Here is a 22,510-nt window from a genome sequence, read left to right as displayed (position 1 = left end):
TCCCCCTTCTACTTAATCTTTGGAATAATCGCGAATCCGCGGAGGAATCAAGGAAACGTCCACAGGTTCATAAGAAATTTCAGGTCCGTTCGGAGTCCACTTCGCTTTTGTTGTCTTCAAGAACTCCTCATCGTTACGATCTGGGAATTCAGGTTTGTAGTGAGCTCCACGGCTTTCGTTACGCAGCAACGCTCCGAGTGTCATCGCTTCAGCTAACTCCAGCATGTTCCACAGTTGACGGGTAAACGCTACGCCCGGATTATTCCAACGTGACGTATCATTGATGTTGATATTCTTGTAACGCACCTTCATATCCTTAATCGTGCTGATGGTTTGCTCAAGCTTTTTGTTATATCGCACAACGGTCATATTGTTGGTCATGATTTCACCAAGCTCTTTATGAATACCATAAGCATTCTCATTACCTGTGTTCATCTTCAAGATACCTTCGTACTTGTCCGTTTGTTGTTTCTTGTAACCATCGTACAAACTAGGAGATAAGTCTTGAGCCGATTTCTTCAATCCTTTGATATACTCAACAGCCTTAGGTCCTGCTACCATACCGCCATAAATAGCGGATACAAGAGAGTTAGCACCTAGACGGTTAGCTCCGTGGTATTGATAATCACATTCACCAGCTGCAAAGAGACCCGGAATATTTGTCATTTGGTTATAATCTACCCAAATGCCGCCCATGGAATAATGGACTGCTGGGAAGATCTTCATCGGAATTTTCCGTGGATCATCACCGGTGAATTTCTCGTAGATTTCAATGATACCGCCGAGCTTCACATCTAGTTCCTTCGGATCTTTATGTGATAGGTCAAGGTATACGGTGTTCTCACCGTTTACACCCAAACCTTCATCTACACATACATGGAAGATTTCCCGAGTCGCAATATCACGCGGAACCAAGTTGCCGTATGCCGGATATTTCTCTTCAAGGAAGTACCAAGGCTTGCCGTCTTTATACGTCCAGATCCGTCCACCTTCACCACGAGCAGATTCCGACATCAAGCGCAGCTTGTCATCACCTGGAATCGCAGTCGGGTGAATTTGAATAAACTCACCATTCGCATAATAAGCACCTTGTTGATATAGCGCACTAGCTGCAGTTCCCGTATTAATGACGGAGTTCGTAGTTTTACCGAACACAATACCAGGTCCACCACTCGCCATAATAACAGCATCCGCTGCAAACGTGTGAATTTCCATTGAACGCAGATCTTGAGCACAAATACCGCGGCATACGCTTCATCATCTACAACAGCTTGCAAGAATTCCCAATGCTCATGCTTCGTTACAAGACCTTCTGCCTCATGACGGCGAACTTGCTCATCAAGTGCATATAGCAATTGTTGTCCCGTTGTTGCTCCTGCAAAAGCCGTACGGTGAAATTTAGTTCCTCCGAAACGACGGAAATCCAGAAGTCCTTCCGGTGTCCGGCTAAACATAACGCCCATACGGTCCATCAAGTGAATGATACCTGGTGCAGCATCACACATGGCTTTAACCGGAGGTTGGTTAGCTAGGAAGTCACCGCCGTATACCGTATCATCAAAGTGTAGCCAAGGAGAATCTCCTTCCCCTTTTGTGTTAACAGCGCCATTAATACCGCCCTGTGCACAAACGGAGTGCGATCTTTTTACGGGTACTAATGAAAATAAGTGAACATGGACGCCTGCTTCTGCTGCTTTGATGGTAGCCATAAGCCCTGCCAGGCCGCCGCCCACGATAATAATATTAGATGTTGCCATTCCTGCTCACTCTCCTTAACTTAGAACTGACTTAACCGTATCAATCCATACGGATGCTTCTTGGAACTCTACTCTGCGGAATGCAATGAGAGACAATACAAACATAATAGAAACAAGGACAAATAATGTCATACAAATATATGAAGATACGCGTTGTGCTCTCGGCCCAACCGTGATTCCCCAGCTTACAAGGAAAGACCAGATGCCGTTAGCGAAGTGGAAAGATGCAGAAATAACACCGATTAAGTAAAGTGTAAATAATACAGGCTGAGTAACGATGTCATGCATAACTGAACCTAGTTGTTCATGTGTCACATTACCAAGCGCCACTTGAATACGAGTCTCATACACATGCCAAATTACATAGACGAACGTAATAACCCCGGTAACACGTTGCAACAAGTAACGCAGGTTGCGCTCGTAACCGAAGCGACCGTTATTTGGCTTCGCCTGATAGGCAATATACAGCCCGTACACACCGTGATAAAGAAGTGGTAAGTAGATAAGCACAACTTCAAGCACAAGTACAAGCGGAAGGTCATTGAGCAGTTTTACCCCTGCATTAAACCGGCTAGGCCCTCCCTCAAACGCGCCAAAATTCGTCAGCGCATGCTCAATAAAAAATAAAGCGAGCGGAATGACCCCCAGAAGCGAGTGAAGCTTTCTGGCATAGTAACCCTTCATAAATTGACGTACCCCTTTCTCATATACAACATTTTCAAAAATCAACATTTCATAAGAATAGCCCAAGTTCCATAAAAGTGTGAACAACTTGTGGCACTTTTCATGTTACTCCTTTTTATCTTATAATGGAATTGCAATATTATTATTAATAGTTATAACACAAACGCATAAGAGGTAATATGCCTCCTATTTTTATACCCTAATATCAGGAAGGTGAATATATTGTTTGAAGATCTCGATGTTTTTGCAACCGTTGTTGAGCAATCCAGTTTGAACAAAGCTTCGAAGCTATTAAACCTATCACAGCCCGCTCTCTCACGTAAAATTGCAAAACTTGAAGCAGATCTAGGCGTCAGCCTTTTTAATCGCCGTGGCAAGCGTTTGGAGCTAACTCCTTTTGGACAAACAGCATATACCTTCGCACTTGAGCAACGACAGCAGCAGCTTAAATTCATGCAGGTGATTGCTAAGTACAAAGGAGATGATCAAATTGCTGTCACCTTAGGCGCTAGCTTGACGACGCTTCAGACGACACTTCCTCCCTTGGTTAATGCATTTATGGAGAAACACCCTACAGCAGAGTTGAAACTTATAACGGGCAAAACGCACGAGATTGTCTCGGCAGTACGTGATAAGAAAGTGGATGCGGGCATTGTCGCCTCATCTATAGAAGAGACTGGACTACGCTGCATTCCTCTCTTTGATGACCATCTAGTACTCGTGCTCCCCCGAAACCATCCGCTGACTGACCAACCCAATGCGGGTATGGAGCTCATGCAGGGTCTACCTATGATTATATTTTCAACAGGAACTTGGTATCGCAAATTAACGGACGATCTATTTCATCGTACTGGCATCGTTCCAGACATCCGCATGGAAATGGATTCTTTTGAGGCCATTGTACGATTACTTCCAACCTGCAAAGCAGCAGCGCTACTACCTAAATCTTATTTGCGGAGTCAACTGCTCGCAGACAATGATCTAGTCTCTATTCATATCCCGGATTTGAAAGAAACTCGGCGCACGACGTCGCTCATCTACGCTGTAAATGCGGGTATGACCGTAGGAGCCAGACTCTGGATCGAAGAGACAAGTCTACTCTTCAGACGGATGAGCCTCAACTGAGGAGATTGTGATTTCCATATTAAAAGAGCCCTGCATGAGATGGCAGGGCTCTTCGCTATTTTCATTTTGAATCTTATTTGTTTCCGGGCACCGATTTCACTTCCAGCCCTAACTTGCGGGCTACGAAAGCCGTTGTGCTCGCCTGAATTAGAATCGTAAGCATGATGGCCATAAATGTTACGGCTGAAATAACGTCGGCATGAGCCACCCCTAACCCAGCGATCATACCTGCTAGAGCAGCTGGAATAACACCCGTTTCACGTACCCACATCATAAATATAAGCTCACGCCAAGACCATTTCACCTTGCGGTCTGGCAATGCACATAGAAGAATCGTGAGTGGCCGTGCAATGAACATCAGTACTAACACCGTAATCAGACTTGGCCATAAATATTGACCGAGCACCTGAAAATTGACCTGACTGCCCAGAAGAATGAAGATTAACATTCTCATCATAACGCTCGTATTATCCGCGAACGATCTAGTTTCTTCAAGCTTATCATCCATTGATAATCCCATCGTATCGGCATTTCCCCATATCAGTCCTGCAACAAACGTCGCCATAAATCCGCTAACATGCAGAAGGTCTCCTATTAAATAAGAAGAAAGTGCCACAACAATCATCGCGATCGTCGTATAGTCCTTAAGTACACCAAGACGGAAATGGGCAACCAAATACGTTAATATTATGGCGATCACTGCACCCACAACAATACCGCCAACCGCTGTTTTTACAAAATCCCAAGCCATCATTCCAATATGTAATGAACCGCCACCTGTAACTGCAGCGAGCAGAGCAAAGGTCAGAATTGACCCTGTTGCATCATTAAAGGCCGATTCACTCTCTACCGTTTCACGAACACGCTCTTTAATCTTCACTTGCTTGAAGACAGGTATAATGGAGCCGGGTCTGTAGAAGCAATAACAGCCGCTGCCAGAAAAGCATATATCCAATCTATTCTGAACAGGAAATGGGCTGCCAAGCCCACAACCCCTGTGGTAATAATGACCCCTGGAATACTTAGCATCGTCAACGTAATCCATACTTTACGAAGCCCGCTCAGTTTTAGATTTCTACCACCATCAAACAGAATCAGAGCTGATCCCACGCTTAGAATGAGTTGATTCATTAACGAACTGCTCGTTGTATTAATGAGGTGAAGTCCTTGACCAATCAACATACCAACGACAATAAATACAGCTACATCGGGTAACTTAAGCCACGCCGCTAACCGACCGGATAACATTCCGATCGTAATGACGAAGAGCAGCAGAATTAAGATATGATGAATGATTTCCGTTGTGGACGACTCCATATTTTCTTCCCGCTCTCTAATTTATATCCGCAGCTTCTTTTTCAAAACGATCAATATTTACGTTCGAACCGATAATAACCATGATATCTCCGGTTTGTAATTTGTCCATCGCTGTTGGAGCAATGATAATTCCACCTGGTCTATGAAGTGCAACAATACTACAACCAAAACGTGTTCTCGTGTTGACCTCGTTCAACGTTCTACCATCCAAAGTAGCCGGAACGGTCATTTCTACGATGCTGTAATCTTTAGATATCTCAATGTAATCAACAAGATTTGGCGTAACAAGCTGGTGAGCCACACGAATACCCATATCCCTCTCTGGGAATATGACGCGATCTACACCGAGTTTTTCTAATGCTCTGCCATGTAGAATAGATATTGCTTTAGCAACTACCGTTTGTACTCCTAATTCTTTCAGCAATATGGCTGCCAGAATGCTCATCTGAATATCATCGCCAATAGCACGATTCCACAATCGAAATTACGAATTCCGAGCGACTTCAATACTTCTTCGTCGGTCGCATCAGCTACAACTGTATGGGTCAACTGATCACTAAGATCATTGACAATCTCTTCATTTTTATCAAGACCCAGTACCTCATATCCTAAATCCATAAGCTCAAGTGCCAGGCTTGATCCGAAACGACCTAAACCGATCACGACAAATTGTTGTATCTTCATCTCTCTCCAATTAACTCCTCTATCCAATAATTATTTTACCTTCAGGGTGCCGATACAATTCTTTACCCTTTTTAGGCCCAAGTGCATAACCAAGCGTAAGCGGACCAAGACGGCCAGCAAACATCGTCAAACTTATAAGGATTTTACCGATGACTGTTAAATGTGTAGTTAAACCCATAGTCAATCCCACTGTACCAAAGGCTGAGGTCGTTTCGTACAGAATCATCAGGAAGCTGCTATCCTCTGTTGTCGAGAGAACCATGGATACCCCTACCACAAGCAGCAAGGCTAGAAAGGTAATCGTAAGTGCTTTAAAAATACGTTCTTGTGGCAAACGATAACGATAGAGCACGATATCCTCTTTTCCTCGTATCATCGCAATAACAGCACCTATCATAATGGTAAAGGTCGTCGTCTTGATCCCTCCGCCCGTTGAACCGGGTGAAGCCCCAATGAACATAAGAATAACTATGAAAAACTGGGATGCCTGGCGCATGGCTCCTAGATCAATCGTATTTGCTCCCGCCGTTCGTGGAGAAACGGATTGGAAGAAGGAAGCCAGAATTTTGCCGCCCCAATTGAGCGATCCCAGCGTCTTCGGATTGGTAAATTCAAATATGAATATAACAATGGCACCAATAATGATTAAAGCGCCTGTCATAGACAGTACCACTTTGGTATGTAACGAAAGTCTACGTTTTTTACGAAAATCCACTAAATCGGACATGACGATGAATCCAATACCTCCGGATGCGATTAGAAACATCACAACAAAGTTAACTAATGGATCATAAACATATCCGGTTAAACTGTTGAAATGCCCGAACAAGTCAAATCCTGCATTGTTAAACATTGAAATACCGTGGAAAATACCGTAATATATTGCTCTCCCAATCGGCATATCGAAGGACCACCGGAAGGCTAGGAGAATAGCTCCACAGCTTTCAATAGCTAATGAATAGAACAGCACTTTACGGATAAGCCGTACAATGCCTTCCATTGAACCCTGATTCATCGCTTCCTGCAGCAGCAATCGATCACGTAATGAAATTTTCCGCTTAAATGCCAATGCGAACAATGTTGCCATAGTCATGAATCCCAATCCGCCGACTTGAATGAGTACAATAATGACTACCTGCCCAAACGTACTAAAGAATGTACCTGTATCTTTGACAACAAGACCAGTTACACAGGTGGCTGAAGTCGAGGTAAACAGCGCGTCGATGAAATTCAGAGGCCTCCCTGTTGTGTTGGATATCGGTAACATTAGCAGAAAGGTCCCAATTAGAATAATTGCGGCAAACCCCATGACGAGAATTTGCGGTGGAGATAGCTGAAACCATTTCATTTTAGTAAGCACATTAGTCACCTCTTCAAAAAAATCAAAACAAAAAAAGACATCGGAAATCCAATGCCCTTCGGTTTGGCTCCTGCTTGCATAACGCCTACGAGGTTAGCTGACGGATTCGGGCATGCACAGGTTGCCCGGTTCACCTTCGGTCTACAAAAGAGACGATAAATGAACTTCACCCCATAAATAATGGTTCCCCCGCTTTCAAATAGAAATTCGGCGTTATATTCAATTAAATTCATATGAACAAGCATATATGTATTGAAACTTCATTCAATCTATATGGCATCAAAATTATAATCCTAAATGTTAGACTTCACAAAGGTTTAATTGGAGAGTATGGAACTGAAAATGACCTGATTATAAAACAAACATTATATCATGCTTCCATTTTCTTCTGATTTCGCTTTTTCCCACAGTTTTTCTCTTCTTTTAATACCATCTTTTTCGGGAATACTGGCTATAGATAGATATCGTGTGCTATCTTTACCTTATATTGTTATTTAACTATAAATGATAAGGGGGAAATATATGAATCCCATTGGAGAGCCGTTAGTGCTCAAAGTGAATTATAAACTGCTCGGTTTACTCGGAGGCATTGGCCTTGTTTTATTTTTAATTTTTCAAGTGTTCCCTTCTTCTTCCTCAGATACCCTAAACCAGCAAAATACGAAGGTCATAAGCAAAAGTGAGGCCGAAGGCACGGCACGCACATTTGCTGCATCTGTCTTACATATGAAAATTGTAGACACGGAAAAGGCGCTAGTAACGTATCAGAGCCATTCCGATTTATATGGATATTTATCCAAAGAAAAGCTCTTAGACAAATATAATAAAACTTTTGAAAAGCAGTTTCCCTATGATATATACCGTGTTCGCCTACCTGAAGAAACAGGGGGCTATGTGAATGTCGATGTACATATGAATACAGGCAAAGCTCTTGCTTATTCACAAGAACCTGCTTATTCAAACTACGCAGCAGCCTTACTCCAATCCGATTCAAACCTTCGGAGCGAGAAAATGCATATCGTTGAAGGCAATATATCACAAGAAGAGAAAGAGCAGCTTGCTCTTCCTGTAATCAAAGCCTGGGGATTTGATAAGACTAAACTACAAGTAACAAGTGGTGCCGATGAAGCTGGATTGGTATACACCGATAACTCCAGAACCATTCGAGATTCCAAGCTAAAACTCACCTTTACCTATGAGGAAGGTCAGATTCGATCATTTGAGCCCGTCTTCGCGGTTCCAGAATCTCATTCAGATTATGTAAAAAAAGAGACTAATAAAGCAAAATGGCTAACAGGACTCGGATATGCGTTATTAACCTTTGCGCTTGGCGTTCTGGCTATTATTTACAGCATTCTAACCAGACAACATACTTCCTTTAAAAGAGGAATTTTCCTAAGCGTATTCTATTTCGTTGTATCTATGCTTAGTGCAATCAACATGCTACCAGTATTTAAGTCCCAAGGCTTATCTGGTGCAGGTCTACAGTTTGCCTTTATTATCCAGGGTATCTTAACCCTACTTATGACAGTGCTACTCTACTTCTCACTCGTTGGAGGAAACGGGTTATGGCGTAAACTTGGCATCAATCCTTGGGCACGTGCCAAAGAGCTGGATACGGAAAATACGTGCTTCACAGCATGTTCACAGGTTATTTATGGGCTTTCATTCTGCTCGGGGTACAGTCCATCATTTACATTGTACTTGATAAGACCATACATACTTGGTCTACGACAGATGCTACACAGTCTCCTTATAATATGGTATATCCTTGGCTGCTGCCAATCATGCTTGGATGGCCGGTATTTCTGAAGAAGCCGTGTACAGACTATTTGGGATTCCAATGATGAAGAAAATTGTTCGTAATACCTTTATCGCATGCTTAATCCCTACCTTAATCTGGGCGCTTGGACATACGCTCTATCCAATATATCCAGTCATCTCTCGCCCGATTGAACTAACCATTGTTGGATTAATATTCAGTCTGATTTTCCTAAGGCATGGATATATCACGGTTATGTTCAGCCATGTCTCTTCGACAGCATTCTAATGGGTCTTAGCATCATGATGCTAGGCGATGCACTCAATATTACCGTAGGTATCGCTGCTCTGATCATGCCAGCCGTCATCGCTTATCTGATTTACCTCTTTAGCCCCAAAAAGAAAGAGAAGTCGTATATTACGACTCCTCATCCTGAAGGGCAGTTATAATTTCTCTGGCGAGTTTCTCGCCAATCGAGAGAGGCCGGAATCTTCGACACTGGCCTCTTTTATTTTTTTAAGTGAACCAAAATGTTTAAGTAGCACTTTGCGCCGTTTCTCGCCAATACCTGGTATTGCATCTAGCTTCGATGTCACCATGGATTTACCACGCTGTTCGCGGTGGAATGTAATTGCAAAACGGTGAACCTCATCTTGGATACGCTGTAGCAAGTAGAATTCTTGACTGTCACGCGCTAGCGAGATGGGCTCTGGTGGATCTCCAACCATCAGTTGTGCTGTTCTATGCTTCACATCTTTAACTAGACCGCATACGGGAATGAATAGCCCCAATTCATTCTGCAGTACATCTGCAGCTGCTGAAATTTGCCCCTTACCTCCATCCACGACAATTAAATCTGGAAGTTCGAGATTCTCCTTCAGCGCTCGCTCATACCGACGACGCACAACTTCACGCATCGTATCATAATCATCCGGTCCTTGAACGGAACGGATTTTATATTTGCGGTACTCTTTCTTCTCCGGTTTACCATCTATAAATACAACCATCGCGGAGACTGGATTCGTTCCTTGAATATTAGAGTTATCAAAAGCTTCAATTCGGTGCAATGAATCAATTCCAATATGTTCACCCAGATTGCTTGCCGCTTTAGAAGTACGCTCTTCATCCCGTTCAATTAAACGGAACTTCTCATCAAGTGCTACTCTAGCATTCTGCTCAGCCATACCTACTAGCTGTTTCTTCGTACCCCGTTGAGGCACTAACACTTTAATGCCAAGCCATTCCTGAAGTGCCGTAGCTCCGCTCATCGCATCCATAATTTCTGCAGTAGCTGTTTCTTCCCCTGAAGTAGCACCCTCAATCGTTTGGTTTAGCTCTACAGAAACACCAGCCGCAGCTTCTTCCAATGGTATAGGTAGATCAGGCAAAAGCATTTCCTGTGGTAAAGCTGGGTTATCGCTATAATACTGTGTTACAAAGGACATAAAATCACTGTATGCTTCTCCGTAGAAAGGAAATACGGAGGCGTGACGCTGAATCATTTTCCCTTGACGCATGTAAAGAATTTGCACACACATCCAGCCCTTGTCCACAGCAAATCCCAGCACATCCCGGTCTTTCGTATCCACTGAAGTAATTTTCTGTTTCTCCATAATGGCATCGATGTTCATAATTTGATCTCGTAGTTCCTTGGCTCTTTCAAAATAAAGATCCTCGGCAGCCTCTTGCATCTTGCGCTTCAGTTCCTTCTTAATTTCCTCATGCCCACCACTTAGAAAAGAGCTGATCTCCTGACGAATATGGTCATATTCTTTGGTATCAACTTCTTTCTCACATGGAGCCAAGCATTGCCCCATATGATAATACAGGCATACTTCTTTGGGCATCACACCGCATTTACGTAGTGGATACATCCGGTCCAACAGCTTCTTCGTCTGCTGGGCAGCGTAAGCATTCGGATAAGGTCCGAAGTATTGTGCTTTATCTTTGAGAATACGGCGGGTCACTTCGAGCCGCGGGTGCTTCTCATTGGTTATTTTAATATATGGAAAAGTCTTATCATCTTTAAGCAATACGTTATAGCGTGGTAAATGAGTCTTAATTAGATTACATTCAAGAATGAGTGCCTCAATATTACTTCCGGTTACGATATATTCAAAATCACGGATATCCGCGACGAGTCTTTGTGTTTTGCCATTATGACTTCCCGTAAAATAAGACCTTACACGGTTCTTGAGAACCTTTGCCTTACCCACATAAATAATGGTGCCCTCTGCATTCTTCATCAAATAGCATCCGGGCAAATCGGGTAGCAGTGCTAGCTTATGACGGATATTCTCCATCGCCTTCTCCTGCTCCTGTAGCGCCTTCGCAAAATCTTCCATGCTCGTATTCCTCCCCCTCCCGATGATCTTATTATATGAGAAAAGTACGAAATACAGCAAATAAAACGCCTCCGGTTAGCCGGAGGCGCTGAGGGTAAAGCCATTCATTATTGATGTTTAGCAAGAATATTCTTCAGGGAGTCTTTCGAGTTCAGTCCCACAACTTTATCAACCGGTTGACCATCTTTGAAGAAGATCAATGTTGGGATACTCATTACGCCAAAACGGGAAGCTGTCTCTGGATTGTCATCCACGTTCAGTTTCGCGATTTTGACAGAGTCTCCAACTTCAGTGGACAGTTCATCCAGAATTGGAGCGATCATCTTACAAGGACCACACCAAGGAGCCCAAAAATCTACCATTACAATACCTTGACCTTCAATTTCAGCATTAAAGGATTGGTCAGATACATTCACAATTGCCATAATATTATTTCCTCCTTATAAAAAAGCTGAATTATTGTAAACTGATATGTCTTTGCGGACAGTTTAAGTATACCACATTCCATTCCCAAATGTGAAATGTCCTCTATAAGTATTCTCCACATATTCTTTACAAATTCTTTTAGTATTGGGTATACTAAGGTTAACTCGGGTTTCTGTGTCAATGACTCCGTTCATTTACATACCACGAAACCTTCATGAGGAGGCATTTACCATGGATGCAAACGTGCACGCTAATGACCCGCGGAAACACGTGAATGAAGAGCCGCGTAATGACTTGTTTGACTTAATGGCTGGAGTTGGAGGAATGGCTCTGTTTATGACCGTTCTCTTCGCTGCAATGGTCATTATCAAATTTATCATTTCAGGCTAACAGCTCCTTGTGAGCACGCTAAAAAGCCTGATCTTTCCGCTAGCGGAAAGATCAGGCTTTTTTTCTTATATACATACAGCTTATCGAGCGCCTTTATCTCCACGTTGATTTTCACCATGCAAATGTACGACATCAACAAACGGAGAGATTCGATCCATCAATCGCTGACCTTTGTATCCTTCTTCTCCATCCTTGTTGGTGAAGCTCAGATGCTTCTCCAGTCCGTCCAGACCATAGTTGGACGTGTAGAACGTAGGTTTACGATTCATCCGATAGTTAAGAATTGCGCCCATGACATGGTCCCGAACCCATGGATTTAAATTTTCTGCCCCAATATCATCAAAGATAAGCAAGTCACAATTTTTCATCAGCTCAACACTTTCCTTGAGCTTCTGATTATCCTGCAGCATCGACTTTAGATCTTCTACGAATTCAGGCATGTAGACGATCACTCCACTGTAACCTGAAATCGCTAGTTCGTGAAGGAGGTAACTCATTAGAAAGGTTTTACCTGTACCAAAAGAGCCGTATAAATATAACCCTTTCGAGGACAATCCATTTTCCTTAACCTCACGGATGTAGCGAAATACCTGATTAACTGCGGGAGCTCTCATCCGATCTTTACCCATGATTTCAACTTCATGATAACCTTCATTCAGAGCGCGTTCATCTACATAGAAGCTACGAATCCGTTTGCGGATCTGATCTTGCTGTAATTTAGAGACCTGTAATGAACAAGGAACCTTCCGCTCAATCATCTGCGCAGATTGACCTAATGATTCAGTCACTTCTAACTTACTGTAATGACCTTGGAAATCGTTAGGACAACGCTCAAGCCCCGGACAGGCCTCGCAATGATGACGCTCACGTGTATATTGGAATAGCTTGCTTAGGTTCAAGCGAAGGGCCGATGCATCGAGCTCAGGATGCTGCCTCACTAACTCTTGAACAAGCGGGTCCTGTAATAACTCTTTCTCAATATCTTGTGACCGCTTCATAAACGAAGGGCTCTTCATTTTACGAAGTACTTCACCCATGGATTCCATACCTGTATCCTCCTTTCATGAAGGGGAGAACGCCATCAACATCAGACGCCACCTTTACTCTTATTCGCTTGCATTTCAGCCGCCATTCTCAGCATTTCCTCGTACTCTTCCTCTGTCACGTCATGATAGAACCTTGTTCTTGAGCAATCGGAATTTCTGGCTTCGCCTTCGTTGTCTTCCCGCCATACGTTCGTGTCGAACGGGATGCACCCGAAGCTGCCTGCTTCCCTTTCACCTTAGACTGCTCACGAATATAATGAACTGCCTTCTCATACGTACTAACCTGTTTTAGCAACATATTAGAAGCAATCGCCTCGACAAAATTACGATTAATTCTTTGATCACTTCCGCCAGAGGTTAAGAGTGACATTAAATAATGAATGAGAACGTTAATAACTTCACCTGGCAATTTATAGCTTAGATCTATTTTTTCAAATATATCGATTAGATTATCTGGTACCGATCCTGGAAAAAAAGTCTTGAGTAGCTTCGTATAGGGTTCATTACGAAGCATCATATTATATTGGTGAACATCACATTTCGATTGAAATTGAACAGGTACGTCCACATAATACTCCATCTGCACCGCATGTTCCAGTGGAGGAGGTGAATCCTTCTCTTCCTCTGCTGCTGCTTGTCTAAAAGAAACAACTTTACCCGCCAGTACTTCACGTTGCTCTTGCCTTCTCTTCCCTTGACGGAATTGCAGGTTGGCTTGATGCTGGAGCTCATCTAGCAGCAGATTGCCGTCCGTGCCGAAAATACCGTCCTCATCCAACAATCTACACATATCTTGAACGCTTAGATCATATTTACGGACGACATAATTAACGATCCCCAATTGCTCATGGTCGAAGCGCAGCTTTTCTACATGCTTGCGGTTTACCGATTCTTTCGGAAACCGGAGAATGATATCTGCATAATTCAACTCGCCATCTTCTTCAATGCCAGCCATACCCGGTTGTCTTGCTGTTGAGACCTCCGATAATGCCTGCTCTAATTCATAATCAATCACATGTGTATTCAGCTCAAAAATATCATAAAATGCTACAGAAATATTTTCTTTATTGTTTGCAGTTGATCCTGCCCATTCCTCAGGTTCCTTCGACCATAGCTCTTCGCGTAGCCAAAGCACAGCAAACTTTCCAATCTTATCGCGAAGGAGCAGAGTCAAATGCTGAGTATTGAAAAATTCTGCTGGTGATAGTGGCGCCTGGAGCTCATACTCATACATATAATCCTCATGTTCTGGAACATAAATACGGCTTGTTTGCAGTAATCCTACTGCCTCCAGCCGTGACGTCTGTTCAATCAGAAGCTTGCGACCCTTCTCACTTGGTTCCAGCCCTAGCGTCATGAATAAGCGACGCTGCTGTTCTGCACGCGAATATCCCAATTTATCTATAGGTACCTGCTGAAAGAGCAGATGATATAGCTTATCGCAAAGGCTCCGACCATAGTTGGTAGACTGAACTGAGCATTTTACTATCCAAACTGCTTAAACAGAAATCGCGATACACACAGTACCGATGATTCTCCGTATAATGCAGCAGGCTCTTCATTAGCATCGTTTAATGCCCCCCATTGTTTACGTAGACTTTCTCTATTCTATCATAAAAAGAAGGCTTACTCCGAACATATTTCCTCCCTAATAAAGTAAAACAGTCCTCCTATATAGGAGAACTGTGAACGACAATACTTGAAATTAAAACATTTTAAATCCACCCTTACGAAGCTTCTGAATGGACCACCCACTAATAATTGCTCCTGCTAAACCAGCCACACCTGTTAAATAATCAACCACGTGAAATGACTCTAAGTGACCGACAAATGAAATGGAATCGCGGTCCCATAAGGAATATACAACCACTGGCAAAATAACAATAATAAATAAGTAAGAAGGGAACCATGTGGTCTTCATTAACATATTGAGAATAAAGCCAATGCCGAACATCATAACAAAAAACAGTACCATTAACACAAGCACCGGAATAAATTGCATACTAGCCTGTTCACCTCTTCTTCATTTGCCAATTATATGTAAGGTATCAATATAAAGCTTACATGGGCTGGTCTGTTCCTACTATTATAGTAGTTAGTTTACTAAAAAAATTGTCACGAAGCAACGAACATTCCGTGAATAGATTGTGTCTTCGTTTGCTCTTTCACTTCTGGATAAGATACAATAACAACTAGGATTAATGAAGCTACTTATACACTTAGGAGTGATTATTAAATGAATGAAGCAGCATCGACTTTAGAAGGTTGGTACGCTCTTCACGATTTCCGGTCCATGAACTGGACTGCTTGGAAATCCGCCGATGATGAAGACCGCGCTATGGCACTTGACGAACTGCAAGCCTTTTTACAAGAATGGGCTCAAATTGATGAGGCCAAGAAAGGCAGCACAGCCGTATACACCATTGTAGGTCAAAAAGCTGATTTCGTATTCATGCACCTTCGTGAAACCTTGGAAGAACTGAACGCGGTTGAGACCGCTTTTAATAAAACATCTTTTGCGCAATACACAACCAAGTCTTATTCATATGTTAGTGTTGTAGAACTCAGTAATTACCTCGCTGGTTCCGATGGTGGAGATCCAATGGAGAATCCACATGTGATTGCTCGTCTCAAGCCTTCACTTCCAAAGAGCCAATACATTTGCTTCTACCCCATGAACAAAAAACGGGAAGAAGGTTCCAACTGGTATATGCTTGATATGGATGAGCGCCGCTCGATGATGCGGAGCCATGGTCTAATTGGACGCAGCTATGCGGGAAAAGTGAAGCAGATCATTACCGGATCTGTTGGCTTCGATGATTGGGAATGGGGAGTTACACTTTTTGCGGATGATGCCCTTCAATTCAAAAAGCTCGTTTATGAAATGCGTTTTGATGAGGTTAGCGCTCGTTTCGCCGAGTTCGGCGGCTTCTATGTAGGAACACTGCTCACAGCAGGCACGTTTGAAGATCTCTTGAAAGTGTAGTCGACATCCCATATAGATACAAAAGGGTTTGCCTTAAAGGCAAACCCTTTTTATATTTTGTTCACTAATACTTATTGTTGATCGTCTATATGCTGTAATGATTCCAGAAATTCCGCTGTTGCCCGGTCTCGATCACGGCCCTTGTCTTTAAGCCTCTCGATGGCAGGGAGAATTAGAATATCAATTTCCTTCTGAACGATGTATACCAAATCATACTTCTGCTCATTTTCTAGAAATGCGCCAACTTCCATTAGAGCATTATATCGATCCAGCTCTTCACGTGTTAAAAGTCCCCGGACTTGAACGCTGCAATGACGCATTTTAGAGGAATCTTCCCTTCTTCAGCACGAGCGGAATTCCGCCAATCGTAAAGAGGTAACGCATATCTACGACTTTTTTCAGTTGGGCTGCCGTCCATCCTTTTAAATGCTTACCTCCAACAACCGCAATCCCCTCACCTTTACCAAGTGAAGCAACCGTACCTTTATTGCTAAACACAAATTTCTTAGGTTGTTGATTGCGGATTGAAGTCACAATATTATGAGCACAACATACGCCTTGCTGCATCGCAATTTGAGCAGTTGGTGGGTAAGGGCGTCCTTCTGGATTCATGATTAGAGCATTATCTCCGATAATGAAGATGTTTTCGTGACCCGGTGCATGCAGATACTCATCCACTTTCACACGTCCACGCGCAGTTTCAAAGCCAGCAGCTTCAATCATGTGATTACCACGAATACCGCCGGTCCATACAACCGTAGCAGCTTTAATTTCTTCTCCTGTTGCAAGGAGTACACCGCTTGCTGTACATTCTTTAATAGCCACACCGATTTTAAAGGTAACTCCCTTTCTACGAAGAACATCCATCGCATAATCTACGAGTTCAGGAGCAAATCCCGGAAGTGCAGTAGGTGCTGCTTCCACATTATATATATTGACAAGATTAGGGTCTACGTCATATTCTTTGCACAGTTGAGGAATACGATCTGCAAGTTCAGCTACGAATTCAATACCACTGAATCCAGCTCCCCCCACTACGAAATTAATACGTTCTTGTGGATTCTTCTCATTCTTATACAGAGCGAATTGATATTCAATATGCTTACGAATCAAGCGTACGGAGTTGATACTACGTATTGTTAAGGCATGCTCAGCTAGCCCAGGAATACCGAAGCTCTCTGATTCACCACCTAAAGCAATAACTAAATAGTCATAAGACAGGGTACCGTCTTCCAAGATAATTTTCTTCTCTTGTGGACGAATCTCCTGTACTGAGGATTTGACCAAATCCACTTTAAATTCATCAATCAGTCTAGAAATAGGTACCCGCGTATTCTCAATACTATCTGTACCTGCAGCAGGCATATGCAGATGCGTAGTTATGTAATGGTAATCATGGCGGTTAACCAATGTAACGTCTGCCTCATTATAATTCAATTCTTTTTGAAGACGTTGAGCGGTAAGAATCCCCCCATAACCTGCACCGAGGATAACTATTTTAGGAATGTTACTCATGATCTTGCTCCTTCCAAATTCTTCTTTGTATGGTGTATTACATAACAAACTATTGTGAAAATATACACATTTCGGGCAAGTTCAAGTGTCATACTTCCGCTTCCCGTCTCTCCTCGGAAAACGTGAGATTTCTATGTTATCTATTGTAAACCGTTGTCGTTTTTTTATCAAAAAATCTGTAAAACGGTGTTCAAAAAAATTTGATATATTTTCTTATTTAGGGCATAACCGATAATCACACATAATTGAAATAATAGCTATTTTCATACAAAAGATCAAGACTTTATTTGCCAATTACAAGGCTTTGCGGCCTTAATATTTTCCTTTATTTTACAATAAGTCTATATAGAAAGTACATCATTTTCGCATATTATAAACTGAAACTTTTCAGTTTTCGGTTTGAGTATTATAATGAACAAGTATTGAAGACAATAAATCAACGGAGACATGATCTACGGGTCCGTGATTTTTATATTATTTGGAGGTGTTTTACAAAAATGACATCGCAACCTGAGGGTGTTGAACTAAGTGACCTGCTCATCATTGGGGGAGGCCCAACGGGCATGTTCGCTGCCTTTTATTGCGGAATGCGCCAAGCTTCCGTTACGTTAATTGAAAGTATGCCTCAACTTGGTGGCCAGCTTGCTGCTCTTTACCCTGAAAAGTATATTTATGATGTTGCTGGTTTCCCAAAAATCACAGCTCAAGAGCTTGTGGATAACCTATCCCAACAAATGCAGCATTTTGAGCCTAATTTACGATTAGAAGAGAAAGTCACCTCTGTAGTCAAGCAAGACGAGCGTCACTTTATTGTGACAACAGACAAAGGGGAATATCACTCAAGAGCGATTATTATCACAGCCGGTGTAGGTGCATTCGAGCCTCGTAGACTGGATGTTGAGGGTGCTGAAGCATTTGAGAAAGCAAATCTTCACTATTTTGTAAATGACCTCAGTCGCTTTAAAGGTAGAAAAGTACTTATTACGGGTGGAGGGGACTCTGCCGTAGACTGGGCTCTTATGCTCGAACCCATTGCTGAGCAGGTTACACTTATTCACCGTCGTGACAAGTTCCGTGCTCATGAACATAGTGTTGAGAACTTGATGAACTCTAAGGTTAATGTCGTTACACCGACTGAGATCACTGCCCTTCATGGTGAAGAAACGATTAACAAGGTGACTCTTACACATGTGAAAACAAAAGAAACTCAAGAAATTGAAGTCGATGATGTTATCGTCAATTTCGGTTTTGTTTCCTCGCTTGGACCATTGCAGAATGGGGTATTCAAATCGAGGGCAACTCCATCGTCGTCGATTCTCGTACAGAGACGAATATTCCAGGTATCTTTGCTGCAGGTGATATCACGACGTATCCTGGTAAACTCAAACTTATTGCTGTCGGGTTTGGTGAAGCTCCAACCGCAGTCAACAATGCGAAGGTTTACATTGATCCAGATGCTAAACTATCTCCAGGGCACAGCAGTAATATGAAATTATAATCCTTCTATTATTAACAACGATTATTAACAAAAGAGGGTATCCTTTATTTCACTACTTTAGCAGTGAAACGAAAGGGTACCCTTATTTTTTCATTTTGAAGTATGTATCTAAGTTAATGAACAAGCTCTGCTGGTGAGGTCTCCAGTTCACGTTTGTGGATTTCTGCTAATAGTAATGCAATAAAGTCGCGGTCCAACATCAATTGAACGGCGGTATGATATGAATCCAGTAGCATTTCATCTGTTAGCATAGCCATGGATGCCACTCCCTTTCCTTTATTTTCCTTAAATCTATCATAACAAACATTTAATAGCGGAACAAGCGTTCGCTTATCCACAGCTAATTGTGGAAATCCTGTGTATAGTTTGTTAGCAAGTGTCGAAAAACCATTAAGTATGCAGTGGATATTGGGGATAAACTTTATACACAGGATTTCCATCCATGTTATTTTCGAAAAATTATTTTCTTTATTTTGGAATTTTATATGAATCTACCATTTTATTACCCTTATCTTTACTCACTAAACGATAAAAATTAATTTTGTTCATAGTGGACGTGTATTCACCTCAAAGATCCATATCTTTCCTTTATGGTCTAGACCGTAGTCAAATCCCAGTTCACCGATTCCTGGAAAACGAGCCTCTAAAATAGCTGTACATTTACGCGTAAGCATACGCATTTCATTACGTTTAGCTGATGTGGAAACCTTCGGCAGTGAGCGGCGCAGACCCTCAGAACCGGTTAATTGCGAACCACCCTTACATAAATTAGTTACAAACAATCCATTCTTGGCAAGTCTTCCGACCATGGACCGGAAATGCCATTGCCCATCTTGCTTTACATACTTCACACGATAATCAATGGGCCGCCCATTGATTCGCGCAAGATGAATCCCTTGCTGAATCAAATAATTGCGCTTAGCTTTGATTTTGAATAAAGCGCTATACATTTTGGAGAAACTGTCATATTGATGAGACTGGAACGAATGGGTGATCTGATATCCAGAGCCTGTGCTAGCAATTTTAATCACGCCGTATCCACCGCCACCAACGATTGGTTTAACGACAACAAAGCCAAATTTGGTCAACATGTCCTGAAGATTTGCTGTTGTCAGTGATTTGGTTTCGGGGATATAATGGGCTACCTCTGCATCTGTCAGCAGTGCCTCAGTTTTAAGCCACTTGCTGGCCAACTGTCTTCCCCCATACTCCCGCCTCCTTTCTTCTTCTATGCTAGTAGCATACTCGTCAAGTAGAGAGGTTTCTTGGATGATTGTACATAAACCCCGCCTGAGTTAAGAAAAACGTGCTTATGCGGATAAAAGTGTTAGTCAAATGTTCCCAAATCGTCACCCGTTTTAGCTTGGCGTATTTATAAATATCGGATATAATTACGATGATGTGTTAAAAAGGAGGATCTACTTAAGGTGGCTGAATTTTTCGGAGTATTATACTGGATCGCAATGATTGGCATGTCTTTGGCTCTTGCTGTCACGTCGATTGTTATATTTGCCTTAGGTTTCAAATTCATTAAAGACCGCCGCAGAGGACTGGGCGCTGGGTGTATTGTATTCTCTCTCATGGCTGCAGGCATGATTATACTTATGGTTAACAAGACGTTTATCGTTCCTGGGCTGTAGGAAACATAACAGACATAACAAAAAAAGGCGCATGATGTATTCCACTTGGAATACATCATGCGCCTTACTATTTTATTAGCACTCGCCCTCAGCTGAAGGTTTACCTGCATCGGTAGCTGTACGGAATGAAGAGCCACAGCCGCATGTAGCTGACGCATTTGGATTATTCATCGTGAAGCCACCCGACATACCCGATTCTTCAAAATCAATCTCCAAACCGTTGATCAACGGTAGACTTTCCTTATCGACCACAACTTTCATATCCTTAACATTCATAAAAATGTCTTCTTCAGACTCTTCGTCATCGAAACCCATTGCGTATGAAAATCCACTGCATCCACCAGACTGAACTCCCAAACGAAGGAACATATCAGGTATTTCCTGATCATTCAGCATTTCTTTCAGTTTATCAAAAGCGGAATCGCTTATATTAATCATAGGACACCCTCCTTTTGTTACTTACTTATAGTATACTCCACATTTCACTTCCCCTCAAGCCGCTACCCAGCGGATATTTGAGATCATTACTCCCCTTTTTTTCCTGTTCACTGTATTGCGGCTCCTGAGAACGGGAGCTATAATAGGGGAGGTGAAAGTTTGATGAACTGTTGAAAATTTGTCACGTTGCTGACAACGCTTTGTCAATATTAGTTGTAACTTTTTTCACATGAAATGGTAATTGTACTTCCCGATATACTTGATAACAGCCGGACCCCTTCCGACTCCACGGGATGCTAAGTACGACAAGAACTCACTACTAAATATCTGAACAGGAGGAATGGATATGTCCACTATCGTTACGCCTTTTACAGGTAAGAGAATGGAAGAGATTGTAGAGAAGGTGCGCCAGGGCCAGCGTTTAAGCCTGGAAGATGGTGTATTCCTGTATGAAACCGATGATCTATTAACACTAGGCCAGCTAGCTAATGAAGCTAACCTACGTAAAAACGGAAAAAAAGTATATTTCATTGAAAATATGAGTTTATATTTTACCAATGTATGTGAGGCGCGCTGCGCATTTTGTAATTTCCGTAAGGATTTGGACGACGAAGGATCTTATACTTACTCAGGTCAGGAAATGATCGAATACGTTGAACAGCATATTCATCCGGGGGTAAGAGAATTCCATATTGTTGGTGGTCACAATCCACATCAGTCTTTTCAATATTATGTTGATTCCTTGCAAGCACTAACGGATCGTTTCCCTGATGTCACACTCAAAGCATATACGGCTGCAGAAATTGATTTCTTCACACGTATTAGCGGACTTAGCATTAAAGAAGTTCTGCAGGCGTTACAAAAGGCAGGATTGAAGTCCCTTACAGGCGGTGGTGCAGAAATTCTATCTGACCAATACCGTAAAAAGATGAAGGTTGATAAAGCAAATGTTGCTGAATATCTAGCCGTGCACCGTGCAGCACATGAGCTTGGCATGAAAACACATACTACGATGCTTTACGGTTCCATTGAAAGCCATGAAGATCGTATCAAGCACATGATCCAAATTCGGGAGTTACAAGATGAAACAAATGGTTTCATGGTCTTTATTCCATTATCCATGCAACCTAGAAACAAAAATGCTGGAATTATGCGCCGTAATTCGGCTTACGAAGATCTCAAAACCATCGCAATCAGTCGTCTAATGCTCGACAATATTGATCATGTCAAAGCTTACTTCATTAACATTGGCGCTCAGCTTACTCAGGTAGCGCTCAGTTTTGGTGCCTCTGACGTTCACGGCACTATTATTAAGGAACGGATTAGCCATGCCGCAGGCGCTCTGACTCCAGAAGGTCTAACTCGAGAAGAGCTCATTTGGTTAGTTAAAGGTGCTGGACGTATTCCAGTTGAACGCGATACATTCTACAACGAAATTAAAGTGTACGAATAAAGGTTTATATATAAGATAAGCACCTATGTCATGACAGAGGAATTACAACCAAAAATTAAAACCGGTACAAGAAAGGAACGACGG

General features: G+C 42.4%; 19 protein-coding genes, 5 pseudogenes and 1 riboswitch. Of the genes and pseudogenes, 9 read left to right on the top strand and 15 right to left on the bottom strand.

The annotated features are described in order from the left end of the window. Window positions 1-12: 12 nt before the first annotated feature. Both sdhA and JCM16418_RS12310 read right to left on the bottom strand, forming a co-directional pair. Window positions 13-1,757, bottom strand: a pseudogene (sdhA, locus tag JCM16418_RS12315) (succinate dehydrogenase flavoprotein subunit). A gap of 15 nt (window positions 1,758-1,772) precedes the next feature. Beyond that, entirely contained in the window at window positions 1,773-2,441 is a 669-nt protein-coding gene (locus JCM16418_RS12310) for a succinate dehydrogenase cytochrome b558 subunit (RefSeq protein WP_036649390.1), read from the bottom strand. 222 nt (window positions 2,442-2,663) lie between these two features. Between JCM16418_RS12310 and JCM16418_RS12305 the strand changes: the two genes are divergently transcribed. Next, window positions 2,664-3,566, top strand: a complete 903-nt coding sequence (locus tag JCM16418_RS12305; RefSeq protein ID WP_036649203.1) for a LysR family transcriptional regulator — start codon at window positions 2,664-2,666, stop codon at window positions 3,564-3,566. Between the two features lie 73 nt (window positions 3,567-3,639). Here the strand turns inward: JCM16418_RS12305 and JCM16418_RS12300 are convergent. The 3 genes and pseudogenes from JCM16418_RS12300 to JCM16418_RS12290 form a co-directional block, all read right to left on the bottom strand. Then, a pseudogene (locus JCM16418_RS12300) lies at window positions 3,640-4,814 on the bottom strand (cation:proton antiporter). 85 nt (window positions 4,815-4,899) lie between these two features. Next, window positions 4,900-5,567, bottom strand: a pseudogene (locus tag JCM16418_RS12295) (potassium channel family protein). A 19-nt stretch (window positions 5,568-5,586) separates the two neighbouring features. Continuing rightward, on the bottom strand, window positions 5,587-6,915 hold the full coding sequence (locus JCM16418_RS12290) for a TrkH family potassium uptake protein (protein WP_036649387.1): 1,329 nt from the start codon (window positions 6,913-6,915) through the stop codon (window positions 5,587-5,589). Window positions 6,916-6,995: 80 nt separating this feature from the next. Next, window positions 6,996-7,150: riboswitch (cyclic di-AMP (ydaO/yuaA leader) on the bottom strand. 299 nt (window positions 7,151-7,449) lie between these two features. Between JCM16418_RS12290 and JCM16418_RS12280 the strand changes: the two genes are divergently transcribed. From JCM16418_RS12280 to JCM16418_RS25910, 3 genes are read left to right on the top strand one after another with little or no spacing between them, the layout of a single operon-like run. Continuing rightward, window positions 7,450-8,739: a hypothetical protein gene (locus JCM16418_RS12280; protein ID WP_242403817.1), complete on the top strand. Its 1,290-nt coding sequence runs from the start codon at window positions 7,450-7,452 to the stop codon at window positions 8,737-8,739. A gap of 31 nt (window positions 8,740-8,770) precedes the next feature. Beyond that, window positions 8,771-8,977 carry a CPBP family glutamic-type intramembrane protease gene (locus JCM16418_RS25915; RefSeq protein ID WP_242403816.1) on the top strand — a complete coding sequence of 69 codons (207 nt, stop codon included), beginning with the start codon at window positions 8,771-8,773 and terminating at the stop codon, window positions 8,975-8,977. After that, a complete protein-coding gene (locus tag JCM16418_RS25910) occupies window positions 8,977-9,138 on the top strand; it encodes a hypothetical protein (RefSeq protein ID WP_242403815.1) in 162 nt (53 codons plus the stop codon). Before JCM16418_RS25915 ends, JCM16418_RS25910 begins: the two co-directional genes overlap by 1 nt. Here JCM16418_RS25910 and uvrC read toward each other — a convergent pair. Next, window positions 9,133-11,034 (bottom strand): excinuclease ABC subunit UvrC, encoded by a 1,902-nt coding sequence (gene uvrC / locus JCM16418_RS12275; protein ID WP_148298797.1) that lies wholly within the window; start codon window positions 11,032-11,034, stop codon window positions 9,133-9,135. The two genes, JCM16418_RS25910 and uvrC, sit on opposite strands and share 6 nt — an antisense overlap. Window positions 11,035-11,141: 107 nt before the next feature. Next, complete coding sequence (gene trxA / locus JCM16418_RS12270) at window positions 11,142-11,459, bottom strand: thioredoxin (protein WP_036649199.1); 318 nt, start codon at window positions 11,457-11,459, stop codon at window positions 11,142-11,144. A 232-nt stretch (window positions 11,460-11,691) separates the two neighbouring features. On the opposite strand from trxA, the gene JCM16418_RS24655 reads away from it, so the two are divergent. After that, window positions 11,692-11,850, top strand: coding sequence for a YqzM family protein (locus JCM16418_RS24655; protein WP_148298796.1), 159 nt, complete (start codon window positions 11,692-11,694; stop codon window positions 11,848-11,850). An 80-nt stretch (window positions 11,851-11,930) separates the two neighbouring features. Here the strand turns inward: JCM16418_RS24655 and dnaI are convergent, their stop codons facing one another. The 3 genes and pseudogenes from dnaI to JCM16418_RS12255 form a co-directional block, all read right to left on the bottom strand. Then, window positions 11,931-12,896, bottom strand: coding sequence for a primosomal protein DnaI (gene dnaI / locus JCM16418_RS12265; protein WP_036649197.1), 966 nt, complete (start codon window positions 12,894-12,896; stop codon window positions 11,931-11,933). 41 nt (window positions 12,897-12,937) lie between these two features. Then, window positions 12,938-14,464, bottom strand: a pseudogene (locus tag JCM16418_RS12260) (replication initiation and membrane attachment family protein). Window positions 14,465-14,601: 137 nt separating this feature from the next. Then, window positions 14,602-14,898 (bottom strand): YuiB family protein, encoded by a 297-nt coding sequence (locus JCM16418_RS12255; RefSeq protein ID WP_036649194.1) that lies wholly within the window; start codon window positions 14,896-14,898, stop codon window positions 14,602-14,604. 234 nt (window positions 14,899-15,132) lie between these two features. On the opposite strand from JCM16418_RS12255, the gene hemQ reads away from it, so the two are divergent. Continuing rightward, window positions 15,133-15,882, top strand: coding sequence for a hydrogen peroxide-dependent heme synthase (gene hemQ / locus JCM16418_RS12250; protein ID WP_036649191.1), 750 nt, complete (start codon window positions 15,133-15,135; stop codon window positions 15,880-15,882). Between the two features lie 71 nt (window positions 15,883-15,953). Here hemQ and JCM16418_RS12245 read toward each other — a convergent pair whose 3' ends face one another. Continuing rightward, on the bottom strand, window positions 15,954-16,202 hold the full coding sequence (locus tag JCM16418_RS12245; RefSeq protein WP_036649189.1) for a hypothetical protein: 249 nt from the start codon (window positions 16,200-16,202) through the stop codon (window positions 15,954-15,956). A gap of 1 nt (window position 16,203) precedes the next feature. After that, on the bottom strand, window positions 16,204-17,397 hold the full coding sequence (locus JCM16418_RS12240) for an NAD(P)/FAD-dependent oxidoreductase (RefSeq protein WP_036649187.1): 1,194 nt from the start codon (window positions 17,395-17,397) through the stop codon (window positions 16,204-16,206). A 497-nt stretch (window positions 17,398-17,894) separates the two neighbouring features. Between JCM16418_RS12240 and JCM16418_RS12235 the strand changes: the two are divergent. Continuing rightward, a pseudogene (locus JCM16418_RS12235) lies at window positions 17,895-18,895 on the top strand (NAD(P)/FAD-dependent oxidoreductase). 113 nt (window positions 18,896-19,008) lie between these two features. Here JCM16418_RS12235 and JCM16418_RS12230 read toward each other — a convergent pair. Together JCM16418_RS12230 and JCM16418_RS12225 are read right to left on the bottom strand one after the other, a co-directional pair. Next, on the bottom strand, window positions 19,009-19,152 hold the full coding sequence (locus JCM16418_RS12230) for a sporulation histidine kinase inhibitor Sda (RefSeq protein WP_148298795.1): 144 nt from the start codon (window positions 19,150-19,152) through the stop codon (window positions 19,009-19,011). Window positions 19,153-19,440: 288 nt separating this feature from the next. After that, on the bottom strand, window positions 19,441-20,088 hold the full coding sequence (locus JCM16418_RS12225; protein WP_242403814.1) for a YheC/YheD family protein: 648 nt from the start codon (window positions 20,086-20,088) through the stop codon (window positions 19,441-19,443). Window positions 20,089-20,322: 234 nt separating this feature from the next. Between JCM16418_RS12225 and JCM16418_RS12220 the strand changes: the two genes are divergently transcribed. Further along, window positions 20,323-20,535: a hypothetical protein gene (locus JCM16418_RS12220; RefSeq protein WP_036649183.1), complete on the top strand. Its 213-nt coding sequence runs from the start codon at window positions 20,323-20,325 to the stop codon at window positions 20,533-20,535. 75 nt (window positions 20,536-20,610) lie between these two features. Here JCM16418_RS12220 and JCM16418_RS12215 read toward each other — a convergent pair whose 3' ends face one another. Continuing rightward, a complete protein-coding gene (locus JCM16418_RS12215) occupies window positions 20,611-20,973 on the bottom strand; it encodes a HesB/IscA family protein (RefSeq protein WP_036649181.1) in 363 nt (120 codons plus the stop codon). 346 nt (window positions 20,974-21,319) lie between these two features. Here JCM16418_RS12215 and mqnE point away from each other — a divergent pair, with 346 nt between their 5' ends. Next, entirely contained in the window at window positions 21,320-22,426 is a 1,107-nt protein-coding gene (gene mqnE / locus JCM16418_RS12210; RefSeq protein ID WP_036649179.1) for an aminofutalosine synthase MqnE, read from the top strand. Window positions 22,427-22,510 lie beyond the last annotated feature (84 nt).

The sequence above is a fragment of the Paenibacillus pini JCM 16418 genome (assembly GCF_000576305.1).
GTDB lineage: Bacteria > Bacillota > Bacilli > Paenibacillales > Paenibacillaceae > Paenibacillus_AQ > Paenibacillus_AQ pini.
The sequence above is the reverse complement of the archived record's forward strand: the minus strand, read 5'-3'. Positions and strand labels throughout refer to the sequence as shown.

What these genes read in the sequence shown, in the direction of transcription:
- JCM16418_RS12310 (WP_036649390.1), bottom strand. Translation starts at nt 2,441, where the DNA reads ATGAAGGGTTACTATGCCAGAAAGCTTCACTCGCTTCTGGGGGTCATT.
- JCM16418_RS12290 (WP_036649387.1), bottom strand. Translation starts at nt 6,915, where the DNA reads ATGAAATGGTTTCAGCTATCTCCACCGCAAATTCTCGTCATGGGGTTT.
- JCM16418_RS12280 (WP_242403817.1), top strand. Translation starts at nt 7,450, where the DNA reads ATGAATCCCATTGGAGAGCCGTTAGTGCTCAAAGTGAATTATAAACTG.
- JCM16418_RS25915 (WP_242403816.1), top strand. Translation starts at nt 8,771, where the DNA reads ATGATGAAGAAAATTGTTCGTAATACCTTTATCGCATGCTTAATCCCT.
- JCM16418_RS25910 (WP_242403815.1), top strand. Translation starts at nt 8,977, where the DNA reads ATGGGTCTTAGCATCATGATGCTAGGCGATGCACTCAATATTACCGTA.
- uvrC (WP_148298797.1), bottom strand. Translation starts at nt 11,034, where the DNA reads ATGGAAGATTTTGCGAAGGCGCTACAGGAGCAGGAGAAGGCGATGGAG.
- trxA (WP_036649199.1), bottom strand. Translation starts at nt 11,459, where the DNA reads ATGGCAATTGTGAATGTATCTGACCAATCCTTTAATGCTGAAATTGAA.
- JCM16418_RS24655 (WP_148298796.1), top strand. Translation starts at nt 11,692, where the DNA reads ATGGATGCAAACGTGCACGCTAATGACCCGCGGAAACACGTGAATGAA.
- dnaI (WP_036649197.1), bottom strand. Translation starts at nt 12,896, where the DNA reads ATGGAATCCATGGGTGAAGTACTTCGTAAAATGAAGAGCCCTTCGTTT.
- JCM16418_RS12255 (WP_036649194.1), bottom strand. Translation starts at nt 14,898, where the DNA reads ATGCAATTTATTCCGGTGCTTGTGTTAATGGTACTGTTTTTTGTTATG.
- hemQ (WP_036649191.1), top strand. Translation starts at nt 15,133, where the DNA reads ATGAATGAAGCAGCATCGACTTTAGAAGGTTGGTACGCTCTTCACGAT.
- JCM16418_RS12245 (WP_036649189.1), bottom strand. Translation starts at nt 16,202, where the DNA reads ATGCGTCATTGCAGCGTTCAAGTCCGGGGACTTTTAACACGTGAAGAG.
- JCM16418_RS12240 (WP_036649187.1), bottom strand. Translation starts at nt 17,397, where the DNA reads ATGAGTAACATTCCTAAAATAGTTATCCTCGGTGCAGGTTATGGGGGG.
- JCM16418_RS12230 (WP_148298795.1), bottom strand. Translation starts at nt 19,152, where the DNA reads ATGGCTATGCTAACAGATGAAATGCTACTGGATTCATATCATACCGCC.
- JCM16418_RS12215 (WP_036649181.1), bottom strand. Translation starts at nt 20,973, where the DNA reads ATGATTAATATAAGCGATTCCGCTTTTGATAAACTGAAAGAAATGCTG.
- mqnE (WP_036649179.1), top strand. Translation starts at nt 21,320, where the DNA reads ATGTCCACTATCGTTACGCCTTTTACAGGTAAGAGAATGGAAGAGATT.